This is a genomic window from Phenylobacterium sp., from assembly GCF_036677185.1.
Taxonomy (GTDB): Bacteria; Pseudomonadota; Alphaproteobacteria; order Caulobacterales; family Caulobacteraceae; genus Phenylobacterium.
On record NZ_JAKFEN010000035.1, the window covers coordinates 25,996 to 41,020 of the forward strand.

Consider the following 15,025-nt stretch of genomic DNA (forward strand, 5'->3'; position numbering starts at 1 on the left):
ATGTCGCGATGAAGCTGACCCCGTACTGGCTCGACACCGCGCCGACCTTCGGCGGAGCCGCTCAGGGCCCGGTCGAAGGCCGAGCGGACGTGGTCGTGGTCGGCGGCGGCTTCACCGGGTTGTCCGCGGCGCATGCGTTGGCCGGCCACGGCGCCTCGGTGACGGTGCTGGAGGCAGGACGGGTCTGCGGTGAGGCTTCAGGACGCAACGGCGGTCACTGCAACAACGGTCTCGCCCACGACTACGCGACACTCGCCCAAGGCATCGGGGCCGAAAGGGCGCGCGCCTACTACCGCGCCCACACGGACGCCGTGGACGCCGTCGAGCGCCTGATCCGGGACGAGTCCATCGACTGCGGCTTCCATCGGCCCGGCCGTATGAAGCTGGCCGCCAAGCCGGACCATTTCGAGAAGATCGCCCGGGCGTACGAGACCCTGCGCGCTGAAGGCGTCGACCAGGACGTGACGCTCGTGCCCCCGGAGCGCATCCGCGAGGAGGTCGGGTCCGACGCCTTCCACGGCGGGATGATCCAGACCCGCAGCGCGCAATTCCACGTGGGCCAGTTCGGGGTCGGACTGGCGGAAGCGGCGGCACGGGCCGGTGCGCGTGTGCACGAGCAGGCGGCCGTAACCGGCCTCCAGCGGGTCGCGGGCGGCCGCTGGCGCGTGACCTCCGCGAAGGGCGTCGTCGAGGCGGACCAGGTGTTTGTCGCCACCGGCGCGGCGACGCAGGGGCCGTTCGGCTGGATCCGCCGGCGGATCGTGCCGGTGGGCAGCTTCATCGTGGTGACCGAGCCGCTGGGCCGCGACGTGCTGGACCGGCTGATCCCCAACCGCCGCAACTACGTCACCAGCAAGAACATCGGGAACTATTTCCGCCCGACACCCGACGGCCGCCTGCTGTTCGGCGGCCGCGCCCGGTTCGCCATGTCCAACCCGCGCGAGGACGCCAAGAGCGGCCGGGTGCTGCAGGCGGCCCTGGCCGACATCTTCCCCGAGCTTGCGAGCGTGCGGATCGACTACTGCTGGGGCGGCCTCGTGGACATGACCGCCGACCGGCTGCCCCGCGCGGGCGAGCGCGACGGCCTATTCTACGCCATGGGCTACAGCGGCCATGGCGTGCAGATGTCGGTGGGCACGGGACAGCGGATGGCGCAGGTCATGGAGGGCCGCGCCGAGGCCAATCCCTGGCGCGAACTCAGCTGGCCGGCGATCCCGGGCCACTTCGGCAAGCCGTGGTTCCTGCCGTTCGTCGGCGCCTACTATCGCCTGCAGGACAGGTTGCACTGATGCGCGATCCGGCCGCCCTCGACGTGCTGACGCGCCGCGGCCTGATCGGCGCCGCGGGCGGGGCGCTCATCCTGCCCGAGCCGGCGTTCGCCCAGCCCCGGCGGGGCGGGCGCATCCGGGTGGCCACCACGTCGAGCTCCACGGCCGACACCCTGGACCCGGCCAAAGGGGCGCTCAACACCGACTACGTCCGCCACTACATGCTCTACAGCGGGCTCACCCAGTTCGACGCGCGGCTGACGCCCAGGCTCGCCCTGGCCGAGTCCTTCGAGACGCGCGACCGGATCCGCTGGCGGATCCGGCTGAAGAAGGGCGTGCCGTTCCACGACGGTCGCACGCTGACCGCCGCCGACGTCGTCTTCTCCCTGATGCGCCACAAGGACCCGCGGGTCGCGTCCAAGATGAAGACGGTCGCCAGCCAGTTCGCCGAGGCCCGCGCGATCGGGACCGATGAGGTCGAGCTGAGGCTCACGAGCCCCAACGTCGATCTCCCGACGATCCTGGCGACCTCGCATTTCCTGATCATCCGGGACGGGACCACCGACTTCCGGACCGCGGTCGGCACCGGGCCCTATCGGCTGAAGGTGTTCAAGCCGGGCGTGCGCACGATCGTCACGCGCAATCCCAACTACTGGAAGCCGGGCCGACCCTATCTGGACGAGATCGAACTCATCGGCATCCCAGACGAGGTCAGCCGGGTGAACGCCCTGCTGTCGGGCGACGTGCAGCTGATCAACGCCGTCAACCCGCGCTCGACCAAGCGCATCCGCGCCTCGGCCCGCCACGCCATCCTGGAGACCAAGGCCGGGCTCTTCACCGACCTGGTGGTCCGCCAGGACCGCGCGCCCACGGGCCACCCCGACTTCACCATGGCCATGAAGCTGCTGATGGATCGGGAACTGATCCGCCGCGCCCTGTTCCGCGGCTACGCCACCATCGCCAACGACCAGCCGATCGCGCCCACCCATCCCTATTACCTGCCCGGTCTGCCGCAGCGCGGCTATGACCCCGATCGGGCCCGCTTCCTGCTGAAACGGGCGGGCCTGCTGGGCGTCCGCCTGCCGGTCTACGCCTCGCCGGCCGCCGAAGGCTCGGTGGACATGGCGTCCATCCTGCAGGAGGCCGCGTCGAAGATCGGCCTGCGGCTGGCGGTCAACCGGGTGCCCGCCGACGGCTACTGGTCGACCCACTGGATGAAGCACCCGCTCACCTTCGGGAACACCAACCCGCGCCCGACGGCCGACCTGGTGTTCAGCCTGTTCTTCAAGTCGGACGCCGACTGGAACGAGTCCGGCTGGAAGAACAGCCGCTTCGACCAGCTGCTGCTGGCCGCCCGCTCCGAGGCGGACGAGGCCCGCCGCCGCCAGCTCTACGGTGACATGCAGGTGCTGGTGCACGAAAAGGGCGGGGTGGCGATCCCCGTGTTCATCAGCAGCCTCGACGCCTACGACCAGCGTTTGAAGGGCTTCGGGTCGATCCCGATCGGGGGCCTGATGGGCTACGCCTTCGCCGAACACGTCTGGCTGGAGGGCTGAGCGGATGGCCCTGACGCTCGCCCTGATCCTGCGCAGGCTCGGCGCCGCGGTCCTGACGCTGCTCCTGGTGTCTCTGGTGGTGTTCACCATCTCCTCCCTGCTGCCGGGCGACGCGGCGCAGGAGACCCTGGGCCAGAGCGCGACGCCCGAGGCCGTCGCGGCGCTGCGCGAGCAGCTGGGCCTGAACCAGCCGGCGCCGGAGCGTTATGTCCGCTGGCTGGGCGGGCTGGTCACCGGCGATCCCGGCCGCTCCATGGCCAACGATCTGCCGGTGCGTGAGCTGATCGGGGCGCGCCTGCCCAAGTCGCTGCTGCTGGCCGGCCTGACCGCGGCGGTGTCGGTGCCGCTGGCGCTGGCCATCGGCATCCTGTCGGCGATGTTCCGCGGCTCGCTGCTGGACCGCGCGCTGAACGTGGCGACGCTGTCGATGGTGGCGGTGCCCGAGTTCCTGGTGGCCACCATCGCCGTGCTGATCTTCGCGGTGAAGCTGCGCTGGCTGCCCTCCCTCACCCTGATCCCGGAGGAGGCGACCCTGGGCGAAATGCTGCGCGCCTACGCCCTGCCGGTGATGACGCTCTGCTTCGTGATCGTGGCCCAGATGGCGCGAATGACGCGGGCGGCGGTGATCGACCAGATGAGCCAGCCTTACGTGGAGATGGCCGTGCTGAAGGGCGTGAACCCGGTCCGCGTGGCGCTGACCCACGCGCTGCCCAACGCTGTTGGGCCGATCGTCAACGCGGTGGCGCTCAGCCTGTCCTACCTGCTGGGCGGGGCGATCATCGTGGAGACCATCTTCAACTACCCGGGCGTCGCCAGCCTGATGGTGGACGCCGTCACCAGCCGCGACATGCCGCTGCTGCAGGCCTGCGCCATGGTCTTCTGCAGCGCCTACCTGCTGCTTGTCCTCATCGCCGACGTCATCGCCATTCTCGCCAACCCGCGGCTGAGGCGCTGATGACCGACACCGCCGCCCCCGCCGCTCCTGCCGCCCGGCCGTCGCCGGTCCGCCGCGCCGCCGGGTTCTGGGCGTCGCTGCCGCTGTCCGGCCGCGTCGGCCTGGCGCTCGTGGTGTTCTGGGTCGCCGCCGCCATCGTCGGGCCGTTCCTAGCGCCCTATGAGGTCGGAGCCATCGTCGCCCCGGACGTGTTCGAAGGTTCCAGCGCCGCCCACCTGCTGGGCAGCGACTACCTGGGCCGCGACGTGCTGAGCCGGGTGCTGTCGGGCGCGCGCTACACCGTGGGGTTGGCGCTGGCCGCAGCTGTGCTGGCCAGCACAATCGGCACGGCGCTCGCGCTCACCGCCGCGGTCAGCGGGCGCTGGGTCGACGAGGCGCTGAGCCGCCTGATGGACGCCATGATCTCGATCCCCAGCAAGGTGCTGGCGCTGGTGATGGTCGCCGCCTTCGGCTCCTCGATCCCGCTGCTCTTGCTGATCGCGGCGGCGACCTATGTGCCCGGCGCCTACCGCATCGGCCGGTCGCTGGCGGTGAACCTCAACGAGATGGACTATGTCCAGGCCGCCCGGGCGCGCGGCGAGGGCCGCTTCTACCTGGCGCGGGTCGAGGTCCTGCCCAACATGATCAACCCGATGCTCGCCGACTTCGGCCTGCGCTTCGTCTTCGTCGTGCTGCTGCTGTCGGGCCTCAGCTTCCTGGGCCTGGGTGTGCAGCCCCCGAACGCCGACCTGGGCTCGCTGGTGCGCGAGAACACCTCCGGCCTCGGCGACGGCGCGCTGGCGGTCCTGATGCCGGCGCTTTCCATCGCCACCCTGACCATCGGGGTCAACCTGCTGATCGACGCCCTGCCGGGTCGCGCCCGGCGCGTGCAGGGAGAGCCGTGATGGTCGACCATGTGCGGGTGAGCGGGCTGAAGGTGACGGCGCCGGGCGACGACGACCGGCCGGTGACCATTGTGCACGACGTCAGCTTCTCGATCCCGAAGGGCGAGGTCCTGGCCCTGATCGGCGAGTCCGGCTCGGGCAAGACGACCATCGCGCTCGCCCTGATGGGCTACGCCCGCGGCGGCTGCCGGATCGCCGAGGGGTCGATCGAGGTGGCGGGGACGGACGTCCTGGCGCTCAACGCCGCCCAGCTCGGCGCCTATCGCGGCGCAACCGTGGCCTATGTCGCCCAGAGCGCGGCCGCGTCGTTCAACCCGTCCCGCACCATCATGGACCAGGTGACGGAGCCCGCGACGATCCACGGTCTCCTGAGCCGCGCTGACGCCGAGGCGAAGGCCGTGGAGCTGTTCCGCGCCCTGGCGCTGCCCGATCCCGACACCATCGGCCGCCGCTATCCGCACCAGGTCTCGGGCGGACAGCTGCAGCGCTTGATGGCGGCCATGGCGCTGATCACCGATCCGGCCCTGGTGATTCTGGACGAGCCCACCACCGCCCTCGACGTCACCACCCAGATCGAGGCGCTGCGGGTGTTCAAGAAGGTCGTGGCCGAGCGCGGCGCGACGGCGGTCTATGTCTCCCACGACCTCGCCGTGGTGGCGCAGATGGCGGACCGCATCGTGGTGCTGCGTCACGGCGAGGTGCGCGAGACGGGCCTGACCGACCAGGTGCTGCACGCGCCGCAGGACGCCTACACCCAGACCCTGATGGCCGCCGCCCGGCCGCAGGTGCGGACTGCCGCCGCGGCCGAGGCCACGGCCGCGCCCACGCCGCTGCTCGAGGTGCGGGGCGTCACCGCCAGCTACGGCCGGGTTCCGGTGCTGCAGGACGTGAGCCTCAGCATCGCCCGCGGCTCGACCCTGGGCGTGATCGGCGAGTCGGGTTCGGGCAAGTCGACCCTGGCGCGCGTGGTCGCGGGCCTCTTGCCACCGTCCGCCGGGACCGTGCTGCTGGACGGCGCCGCCCTGCCGCCGGCGCTGGCCCGCCGGTCGCGGGAGCAACTGCGCCGCGTGCAGATCGTCTTCCAGAACGCCGACACGGCGCTCAATCCCGCACATAGCGTGGAGCGCATCCTGGGCCGCCCGCTCGAGCTGTACCACGGTCTGAAGGGGGAGGCGCGCGAGCGGCGGGTCGCTGAACTGCTGGACCTGATCCGCTTGCCTGCCGCCCTCGCCAGCCGCCGCGCCGGCGAGCTCTCGGGCGGACAGAAGCAGCGCATCAACCTCGCCCGCGCGCTGGCCGCCGAGCCCGACCTGATCCTCTGCGACGAGGTGACCTCGGCCCTGGACACGGTGGTCGCCGCCGCGGTCCTAGACCTGATGGCCGAGTTGCGCCGCGGGCTCGGGGTGTCGTTCATGTTCATCAGCCATGACATCTCGACCGTGCGGGCGATCTGCGACGAGATCGTCGTGCTGTACGCGGGCCGCAAGGTGCAGGCGGGCGGCCGCGAGGCGTTCAGCGCCCCGCCGTTCCATCCCTATACCGATCTCTTGGTCGGCTCCGTGCCCGAGATGCGGCGCGGCTGGCTGGAGGAGACGGCGGTGCGCGAGGCGCGGAAAGCCGCGCCGACCGTCGCGCCCGGCCTCTGCGGCTTCCTGGACCGCTGCCCGGTGCGCATCCAAGGCGTCTGCGATCGCCTGCCGCCGCCACGCGTCCGGTTGGCCGGTTCGGAGGTGCTGTGCCACCGCAGCGAAGAGGACCTGTCGACACGGCCGTCCCTCGGACAGCGGACGTCGAGGCCGTCACCCGCGCCCTCCACATAGCCCGCGCCGAGGCGGTGATGGGGCCGCACATCATGCCCACTGGGGTCAGATTTCCCCATGGCGGCGCTCGTCCAGGTTGTACTCAGCCGAGGGGTTGCGCGCGGCATTTCCGGCCCATCGGGCTGGATGACGCGCGATAAGTCACCGATTTGCCCCGCAACCCGGCAGCGAATGCCAACGCAGGCGCCGTATGCTGTCGAAAACTAGGATGCCGGGCCTCGTTTCGGAGCCGGCTCCGATTTCGAACAGGCCTGACTGTGCTGCGCCGGATCGGCATGCGGCGGCGAGGAGTAGATTGCGATGGAGATTTCGGCGGTGGCCGACCTGCGGCTTAGGGACATGACGCCGGCAGACCTGGTCGCGGCCCATGCGCTTTCGAGCGAGGCGCAGTGGCCGCACCGGCTCGAGGACTGGGAACTGATGCTGAGCGTCGGCTTCGGCGTCGTCGCGGAGCTGGACGGCCAGATCGTGGGCACGACCATGGGCTGGCCCTACGGGTCGGACGCCGCGACGCTCGGGATGGTCATCGTCTCGCGCGCCTGCCGCGGCGGCGGCGTGGGCCGCAAGTTGATGGAGGCGGTCCTGGCGCGGCTCAGCGGGCGGACGGTGTTGCTCAACTCGACAGAGATCGGCGCGCCGCTCTACCGCAAGCTGGGCTTCGAGCCGGTGGGCACGATCCACCAGCACCAGGGCGCGGCCTTCTCGGTCCCGGTCGCAAAGCTGCGCAAAGGCGAGCGGGTGCGGCCGCTCGGCGCCAGCGACGGCGCCGCGATCATCGAGCTCGACCGCCGAGCCACGGGCCTCAAGCGGGAGGCGCTCGTCTCGGCCTTGCTGGAGAGCGGGCAGGGCGTGATCCTCGACCGTGGCGGCGAGGCCGCCGGCTTCGCGCTCTTTCGCCGCTTTGGCCGCGGCTATGCCGTGGGTCCGGTGGTGTCGCCGGACCGCGACGGCGCCCGGGCGCTGATCTCGCATTGGCTAGGTTCCAACGCCGGCATGTTCATCCGCGTGGACACTCCGGGGGACGCCGGTCTCGCGGACTGGCTTGAGAAGATGGGCCTCAAGGAGGTCGATTCCGTCACCACCATGGTCCTAGGTCCCCCGCCGGCCCGCGGCGACGGCGTCGCGCCGTACGCCATCGTCAGTCAGGCCTTCAGCTGAGCTCCGCCGCTATCATGAATAAACTCGCCGCGCCGATCCTCGCCGACCCGAGCCTGTTCGAGACCCGCGCCCTCGTGGACGGCCGCTGGATCACGGCCGCCTCCGGCGCCACGCTGGCCGTCCAGGACCCGGCGACCGGCGCCGTTATCGGCCACGTCCCGGACTGCGGCGCCGAGGAAACCCGCGCCGCCATCGCCGCGGCCGAGGCCGCCTTCGGGCCGTGGCGGGCGCGCACCGCCGGCGAGCGTTCTGTGATCCTGGAGCGGTGGCACGCCCTGGTGCTGGAGAACGCCGCCGACCTGGCGCGCATCATGACGGCCGAGCAGGGCAAGCCGCTGGCCGAGGCCGAGGGCGAAATCCGCTACGCCGCCTCGTTCATCAAGTGGTTCGCCGAGGAGGGCCGCCGGATCGCCGGCTATACTGTGCCCGCGCCCGAGGCCGACCGCCGGATCCTGGTGACCAAGGAACCGGTCGGCGTCTCGGCCGCCATCACGCCCTGGAACTTCCCAGCGGCGATGATCACCCGCAAATGCGCGCCAGCGCTCGCCGCGGGCTGTCCGGTGGTGGTGAAACCCTCGGAACTCACGCCGTTCACAGCCTTGGCCCTGGCCAAGCTCGCTGAGCGCGCGGGTCTGCCGGCGGGCGTCCTGAACGTGGTGGTCGGGCGGCCCGAAGCCATCGGGACCGAACTGACCGCGAACCCGGTGGTGCGCAAGCTCTCGTTCACCGGCTCCACCCGCATCGGCGCGCTGCTCATGCGGCAGTGCGCCGACACCCTGAAGCGGCTGAGCCTGGAGCTGGGCGGCAACGCGCCGCTGATCGTCTTCGACGACGCCGATCTGGACCTGGCGGTGGCCGCGACCATGGCGAGCAAGTTCCGCAACGCCGGCCAGACCTGCGTCTGCGCGAACCGCATCCTCGTGCAGGACGGCGTCCACGACGCCTTCGCCGAGCGCCTCGCCCGCGCCGTGGCCGGCCTCAAGGTCGGACCCGGGACGGCGAGCGGCGTCACCACCGGACCGTTGATCAACGGCGCGGCGGTGGAGAAGGTGCGCGCGCACCTGGCGGACGCCCTGGACCGGGGCGCCCGCATCCTGGCCACCTCGGACGTCGACCTCGACGCCGGCCGCTTCGTGGCCCCGGTGGTGCTCACCGGCGCGACGCGCGAGATGCGCCTGGCGAGCGAGGAGACCTTCGGCCCGGTGGCGCCGCTGTTCCGGTTTCGCGACGAGGCCGAGGCGATCGAGCTCGCCAACGCCACGCCGTATGGACTGGCCAGCTATTTCTACACCGAGAACCTGCACCGGGCGTGGCGCGTCGGCGAGCGGCTGGAGGCCGGGATGGTGGCGCTGAACACCGGCTCCATCGCCATGGAGATGGCGCCGTTCGGCGGCGTGAAGCAGTCAGGCCTCGGCCGCGAGGGCGGCCACGCCGGGCTGGAGGAATACCTGGAGACCAAGGCCTTCCACTTCGGCGGCCTGAAGCTCTCGACCTGAAGCCGGAGCGGAAGCGAAGCATGTCGGACGAACGAGTCTACCGGATCTCCGTGATCCCGGGCGACGGGATCGGCAAGGAGACCACGCCGGAGGGGATCCGCGTGCTGGAGCGTGTCGCCGCGATACACGGCTTCCGCGTCGAGCAGCAGTGGCACGACTTCGCCTCGTGCGACTACTACGCGCGGCACGGCAAGATGATGCCGGACGACTGGAAGGACCGGATCGGCCGGCCCGACGCCATCTTCTTCGGCGCGGTCGGCTGGCCCGACACCGTGCCGGACCACATCTCCCTGTGGGGCTCGCTGCTGCAGTTCCGGCGCGAGTACGATCAGTACGTTAACCTGCGCCCCGCGCGGCTCCTGCCCGGCGTCGCCAGTCCGCTGGCCGGCCGTGAGCCTGGCGACATCGACTTCTGGATCGTGCGCGAGAACACCGAGGGCGAGTACTCCTCGGTCGGCGGCCGGATGTTCCCGGGCACCGAGCGCGAGGTGGTGATCCAGGACACGGTGATGACCCGGATCGGCGTCGACCGGGTGCTGCGCTACGCCTTCGAGCTGGCGAGCCGCCGGCCTGAGAAGCATCTGACCTCCGCCACAAAGTCCAACGGCATCTCCATCACCATGCCCTACTGGGACGAGCGCGTGGAGGCGATGGCGGCGAGCTATCCCGACGTGCGGTGGGACAAGTATCACATCGACATCCTGACCGCGCAGTTCGTGCTGAATCCGGACCGCTTCGACGTCGTGGTGGCCTCCAATCTGTTCGGCGACATCCTCTCGGACCTGGGCCCTGCCTGCACGGGCACTATCGGCGTCGCCCCCTCCGGCAACATCAACCCCGAGCGCACGTCGCCCTCGCTGTTCGAACCGGTGCACGGCTCGGCGCCCGACATCGCAGGCAAGGGGATCGCCAATCCCGTGGGCCAGATCTGGTCGGCGGCGATGATGCTGGAGCACCTGGGGGAGCCGGCCGCGGCGGCCTCGATCATGCGCGCCATCGAGACCGTGCTGGCCGAGCCCAAGCTGCGGACCGCCGACCTCAAGGGGACCGCCGACACCGTCACCTGCGGCGAGGCCATCGCCCAGGCCCTCGAAGCATAATCTGCCGCGGACGTCGAAAAAACGCCGCCGCGCCCTCACGCGCAAGGCCACGACGGCCGATCCGCGCGCCGCGTCTCGCCTAGCCTAGCGGCAGCGAGGAGACGGGCAAATGCCGCTGCCGAACCCCATCAGGTCCAACCGAACGCTCCAGGAGCTCGACCGCGACCATCTGATCCATCCGGTCAGCGCCTACCGCGCGCACGAGGCGCGCGGCGTGACGGTGCTCGAATCCGGGCGCGGGATGTGGCTCACCGACGGAGACGGCCGTGAGCTGCTGGACGCCTTCGCGGGCCTCTGGTGCGTGAACGTCGGCTATGGCCAGGAGAGCATCGTGCAGGCCGCGGCCGAGCAGATGCGCCGGCTGCCCTACGCCACCGGCTACTTCGATTTCGGCAGCGAGCCCGCCATCCGGCTGGCGCAGCGGTTGGCCGAGCTGGCGCCGCCCGGGCTGGAGCGGGTCTACTTCACCCTGGGTGGGTCGGACGCCGTGGACTCGGCCATCCGCTTCATCGTCCACTACTTCAACGCGCTGGGGAAACCGGCGAAGAAGCAGTTCATCGCCCTCGAGCGCGGCTACCACGGCTCGTCCAGCCTGGGCTCGGGCCTGACGGCGCTCCCGGCCTTCCACCGCAATTTCGACGTGCCGCGCGCCTGGCAGCATCACCTGCCGTCCCCCTATCCGTACCGCAGCGGGCTCAGCGACGAGGCCCTGATCGCCCGCTCGGTTGGGGAGCTGCGGGCCAAGGTGGCCGAGCTTGGCGCAGACAATGTCGCAGCCTTTTTCTGCGAGCCGATCCAGGGTTCGGGCAGCGTGATCGTGCCGCCGAAGGGCTGGCTCAGGGCCATCCGCGACACCTGCGCCGAGCTCGGGATCCTGTTCGTCGCCGACGAGGTGATCACCGGCTTTGGCCGCACGGGGCCGATGTTCGCCTGCGAAGACGAGGACGTGTCGCCCGACCTGATGACCGTCGCCAAGGGCCTGACCGCGGGCTACGCCCCGATGGGCGCGGTCCTGATGTCCGAGGAGGTCTATTCGACCATCGCCGACGCGGCGCCTGATATGCCGGTTGGCCACGGCTTCACCTATTCGGGCCATCCGGTCAGCGCGGCCGTGGGCCTGGAGGTGCTGCGGCTCTACACCGAGGGCGGGATCCTCGCGAACGCCCGCGCCGTGGCGCCGCGGTTCGCGGCGGGCCTCGCGCGGCTGGCCGAGCACCCGATGGTCGGCGACACGCGCGGGCGGGGCCTGCTGGGCGCGATCGAGCTCGTGGCCGACAAGGCGACCAAGCGGCCGTTCGATCCTGCGCTGAAGTTGCCCGATCGCCTGTTCAGCGGCGGCTATGGCAATGGCGTGATCTATCGGGCCTTTGGGGACGCGACGATCGGCCTGGCGCCGGCGCTCTGTTGCTCGGAGGCGGAAATGGACATGATTTTCGAGCGCATAGGGAGGACACTGGACGCATTGCTCGAAGAGCCTGACATTCGGGCGGCATTGGCTTAGCGCCGGGGCCTCAATGAATACGCCGAAGCTCGATCGGATCGACCTCAAGATCCTAGCCCAGCTCCAGAAGAGCGGGCGGATCACCAACGTCGAGTTGGCGGACGCGGTCGGCCTGTCGCCCAGTCCTTGCCTGACGCGGGTCAAGCGGTTGGAGCAGGCGGGCTACATCACCGGCTATGGAGCCCAGATCAACCTGCACAAGCTGGGCGAGTTCCTCACCGTTTTCACGGAAGTGACCCTGCAGGACCACAGAAGCCCCGACTTCGCCCGCTTCGAGGCCAAGATCCGCACGGTGGACGAGATTATCGAGTGCCACCTGGTCAGCGGTGGCTACGACTATCTGCTCAAGTTCGTGACCCCCGGCGTGAGCCACTATCAGACCCTCATCGAGTACCTGCTCGAGAGCAACATCGGGATCGAGAAGTACTTCAGCTACATCGTCATCAAGTCGCCCTTCATCAAGACGCACTACCCGATCCAGGGGCTGTTCGGAGAGAAGGCCTGAGCATGTCCACGACCGCCTCCGACATCGCCGACCTGATCGAGCCCCTGGTCGCGTTCCGCCGCGACATCCACGCCCATCCCGAGCTGGGGTTCGCCGAGCACCGCACGTCGGCGAAGATCGCCGAGGCGCTGCGGGAGATCGGGCTCGAGGTCCACGCCGGGATCGGCGGCACCGGGGTGGTGGGCGTGCTGCGCGCCGGCGGCTCGGACCGGAGCCTTGCGCTCAGGGCCGACATGGACGCCCTGCCGATCCGGGAAGAGACGGGGCTGGCCTATGCGAGCCGGACGGCCGGCGTCTTCCACGGCTGCGGCCACGACGGTCACGTGGCGATGCTCCTGGGCGCGGCGCGTCACCTGGCCCGAACGCGCCGCTTCGACGGCACGGTGAACTTCGTCTTCCAACCGGCCGAGGAAGGTCTGGGCGGGGCGCGGGCGATGATCGAGGCCGGCCTCTTCGACCTCTGCCCGACGGACCAGGTCTACGCCCTGCACAACTGGCCCGACCTGCCGGCGGGGACGGCCCAGACCCGCGCAGGACCGATCATGGCGGCGGCGGACAAGTTCGAAATCAGCCTCGAGGGCCGGGGCGGCCACGCCGCCATGCCGCACCAGACTCCGGACGCCATCCTGGCCGCGAGTCACCTGGTGACCCAGCTGAACAGCATCGTCTCGCGCCGCATTCCGCCCACATCATCGGCCGTGCTCTCCGTGACGAAGATCGAAGGCGGCCAGTCCCACAACGTCCTGCCGGCGATCGTTCGCGTGACGGGCACGGTGCGCAGCTTCGAGCCCGAAGTGCAGGACACGATCGAAGCAGCGTTGCGCGACGTCGTCGCCGGGGTCGCGACCGCGCACGGCGTGAAGCCGACGATCATCTATGATCGGTACTACCCGGCGACCATCAACCACCCAGAGGCGGCGGCCGAAGCGCTCGCGGCCGCGCGATGCGCCTGCTGCCACGCCGACACCGCGCCCGCGCCGGCGTTCACCTCCGAGGATTTCGCCTTCATGCTGCAGGCGCGGAAGGGCGCCTACATCTGGCTGGGCCAGGCGCGCGAGGGCGAGCACGTGCCGTTGCACCATCCTGCTTACGACTTCAACGACGCCGTGATCCCCACGGGGATTCGGCTGCACGCGGCGATCGTCGAGCGGCTGCTAGCGGCCTGACGGCCCGCTCCACGCCATCTCGAACCGTAGCCCTACCACCAGCGCGTTCTTCAGAGCCGGATCAGCGCCGGGGTTGATCACGTACTGCACGTCGGGCTGCACCGCGAGCCAGGGCGTGACCTGGGCGCGGTAGGTCAGCTCCACCGCCGTCTCGTGCTTGTCCACGGGCGCGCCGAGCGCGGCGCGCGCGCGCCTGTACGGCCGGCTGGTCTGCGCCGTGGTGAAGGCCACGCCGAGGGCCTCATCCTCGAGACCCAGCAGGCGGCCGCTCAGCACGAGGCCGGCGCTATATGCGGCTGCGATCTCTTCCGTCTTGGGCTCGGCCAGACCCAGGCGAACGAAGCCGTCAAGGCGCTGATCGCCCCACCGCGCGAGGGGGCGCTCGACCAGGGCGTAGCCGCCCATCGAGGAGTCGCGCTCGACCGCCCCGCCCATCGCGTCGAACTTGGCGGTGTGGCTCCAGAGCCCCAGCGCGAGCCGCGTTTCGTTGTCGCTCTCGTGGAGGAGTTCCGCCACGATCAGGGCCCCGTCGTCAGCGCCGATGCGGAAGGTCGGGCCGGGAGGCCCGTCGAGATTGCGGGGCACGCCGTCGAACGCCCCGATCTTGACCTCCCAGTGCCCGTCGATCGGAAGCTCGGCCAGCACGCCCAGGCCGGTGTTCGGGAACACCGAGGGGCCGTTCCGCCCGATCTGAGCGAGATCAAGGCCGAGGCCCTGCGCCCCGTTCACGAACAGGAGCGCAGCCTTGTTGAGGGCGAGATCGCTGTTGAGGTCGATGACGCCCAGCTTGACGCCGCCGCCGCCGATCGCCTGCCGCACCCAGGCCTCATAGAGGCGGGTCCCGCCGGTGGCGTCCTTGCCGCTGACCGCCTGGGTGTCGCCGACCAGCCGTTCGGAGAGGGTGTCGTCGTCGTTCCAGAAGGCCGACACGCGAACGGTCGCGCCACGCCAGCCGGACGCGCGCTCCATATCGACCTCGGCGGCCGCCTCGAGGTTCTCGAGGTAGGCGGAGCCAGGGCGCAGGCCGCCGTGGAGGTTGCGCCAGGCTTCGCCGGTGTAGGTCGCCGACAATTGGACGGCGGGAGTCTCCTCGGCCGACGCCGTGGTTCCGAGCGCGAAGAGCGCCCCAACCGCACCGATGATCCGATGTGCAACCACGCGGAAACCCGACAAGCTAAGTTGGGCGATCATCGCCGGAGCAGCGCCCCATGTGATTGCGAACAGGCCTCGCTGTTCGGCGCGGCGGCTGCGTCGCCAGCCGCGAAAACCGCAGATCATTCCGGCGGGTGCGTGGGAGAACGTCGGCGCCGCGGCCTCGCCCCCCTGGTCGCTGGCGCCCGCCGACCACGGCCACCCCGGCCTTCCGCGCCGTGGCGGCGGGCTGTTCCCGAACCCGGAGGTGAATGGTGTCCGAAGGCGAGGTCTTTCCGGTTCCGAGCGCCTGGGCCAAGCGCGCGCATATGGACGCCGCCGGCTACGAGGCCGCCGTCGCGCAGGTGGAAGCCGATCCGGAGGCCTATTGGCGCAAGGTCGCCGGCCGCCTGGACTGGATCACGCCCCCGACCCAGATCAAGGACACCTCCTTCCACAAGCACCCGTTCCACATCCGCTGGTAC

13 protein-coding genes are annotated in these 15,025 nt (G+C 70.5%); 12 read left to right on the top strand and 1 reads right to left on the bottom strand.

Translation table 11 applies throughout. From position 1 onward, the window contains the following. Nucleotides 1-8: 8 nt before the first annotated feature. The 11 genes from V6M51_RS19175 to V6M51_RS19225 all read left to right on the top strand — a co-directional run bounded on the left by V6M51_RS19175 (nt 9) and on the right by V6M51_RS19225 (nt 13,409). Nucleotides 9-1,289, top strand: coding sequence for an NAD(P)/FAD-dependent oxidoreductase (locus V6M51_RS19175; RefSeq protein WP_332769764.1), 1,281 nt, complete (start codon nt 9-11; stop codon nt 1,287-1,289). After that, nucleotides 1,289-2,824 carry an ABC transporter substrate-binding protein gene (locus tag V6M51_RS19180; protein ID WP_332769766.1) on the top strand — a complete coding sequence of 512 codons (1,536 nt, stop codon included), beginning with the start codon at nt 1,289-1,291 and terminating at the stop codon, nt 2,822-2,824. Before V6M51_RS19175 ends, V6M51_RS19180 begins: the two co-directional genes overlap by 1 nt. A gap of 4 nt (nt 2,825-2,828) precedes the next feature. After that, the gene (locus V6M51_RS19185) at nt 2,829-3,779 is read left to right on the top strand and encodes an ABC transporter permease (protein ID WP_332769767.1); all 951 of its coding nucleotides are present in this window, start codon (nt 2,829-2,831) and stop codon (nt 3,777-3,779) included. Further along, the gene (locus tag V6M51_RS19190) at nt 3,779-4,663 is read left to right on the top strand and encodes an ABC transporter permease (RefSeq protein WP_332769769.1); all 885 of its coding nucleotides are present in this window, start codon (nt 3,779-3,781) and stop codon (nt 4,661-4,663) included. The genes V6M51_RS19185 and V6M51_RS19190 overlap by 1 nt, the downstream gene beginning before the upstream one ends. Continuing rightward, complete coding sequence (locus V6M51_RS19195) at nt 4,663-6,483, top strand: ABC transporter ATP-binding protein (RefSeq protein WP_332769771.1); 1,821 nt, start codon at nt 4,663-4,665, stop codon at nt 6,481-6,483. The genes V6M51_RS19190 and V6M51_RS19195 overlap by 1 nt, the downstream gene beginning before the upstream one ends. 300 nt (nt 6,484-6,783) lie before the next feature. Further along, nucleotides 6,784-7,641 carry a GNAT family N-acetyltransferase gene (locus V6M51_RS19200; RefSeq protein ID WP_332769773.1) on the top strand — a complete coding sequence of 286 codons (858 nt, stop codon included), beginning with the start codon at nt 6,784-6,786 and terminating at the stop codon, nt 7,639-7,641. A 14-nt stretch (nt 7,642-7,655) separates the two neighbouring features. Next, nucleotides 7,656-9,137 (top strand): NAD-dependent succinate-semialdehyde dehydrogenase, encoded by a 1,482-nt coding sequence (locus V6M51_RS19205; protein WP_332769774.1) that lies wholly within the window; start codon nt 7,656-7,658, stop codon nt 9,135-9,137. Nucleotides 9,138-9,157: 20 nt separating this feature from the next. Then, nucleotides 9,158-10,237 (top strand): tartrate dehydrogenase, encoded by a 1,080-nt coding sequence (locus V6M51_RS19210; RefSeq protein ID WP_332769775.1) that lies wholly within the window; start codon nt 9,158-9,160, stop codon nt 10,235-10,237. Nucleotides 10,238-10,346: 109 nt separating this feature from the next. Beyond that, nucleotides 10,347-11,738, top strand: a complete 1,392-nt coding sequence (locus tag V6M51_RS19215) for an aspartate aminotransferase family protein (protein ID WP_332769777.1) — start codon at nt 10,347-10,349, stop codon at nt 11,736-11,738. Nucleotides 11,739-11,751: 13 nt separating this feature from the next. Next, nucleotides 11,752-12,243: an Lrp/AsnC family transcriptional regulator gene (locus V6M51_RS19220; RefSeq protein WP_332769778.1), complete on the top strand. Its 492-nt coding sequence runs from the start codon at nt 11,752-11,754 to the stop codon at nt 12,241-12,243. A gap of 2 nt (nt 12,244-12,245) precedes the next feature. Beyond that, nucleotides 12,246-13,409, top strand: coding sequence for a M20 aminoacylase family protein (locus tag V6M51_RS19225; protein ID WP_332769779.1), 1,164 nt, complete (start codon nt 12,246-12,248; stop codon nt 13,407-13,409). On the opposite strand, the gene V6M51_RS19230 is transcribed toward V6M51_RS19225, so the two are convergent. Continuing rightward, complete coding sequence (locus tag V6M51_RS19230) at nt 13,398-14,600, bottom strand: carbohydrate porin (RefSeq protein WP_332769780.1); 1,203 nt, start codon at nt 14,598-14,600, stop codon at nt 13,398-13,400. The genes V6M51_RS19225 and V6M51_RS19230 overlap by 12 nt on opposite strands. A gap of 212 nt (nt 14,601-14,812) precedes the next feature. Between V6M51_RS19230 and V6M51_RS19235 the strand changes: the two genes are divergently transcribed. Then, nucleotides 14,813-15,025: acetyl-coenzyme A synthetase N-terminal domain-containing protein (locus V6M51_RS19235; RefSeq protein WP_332769782.1), on the top strand; the 213-nt coding region annotated here is incomplete at its 3' end.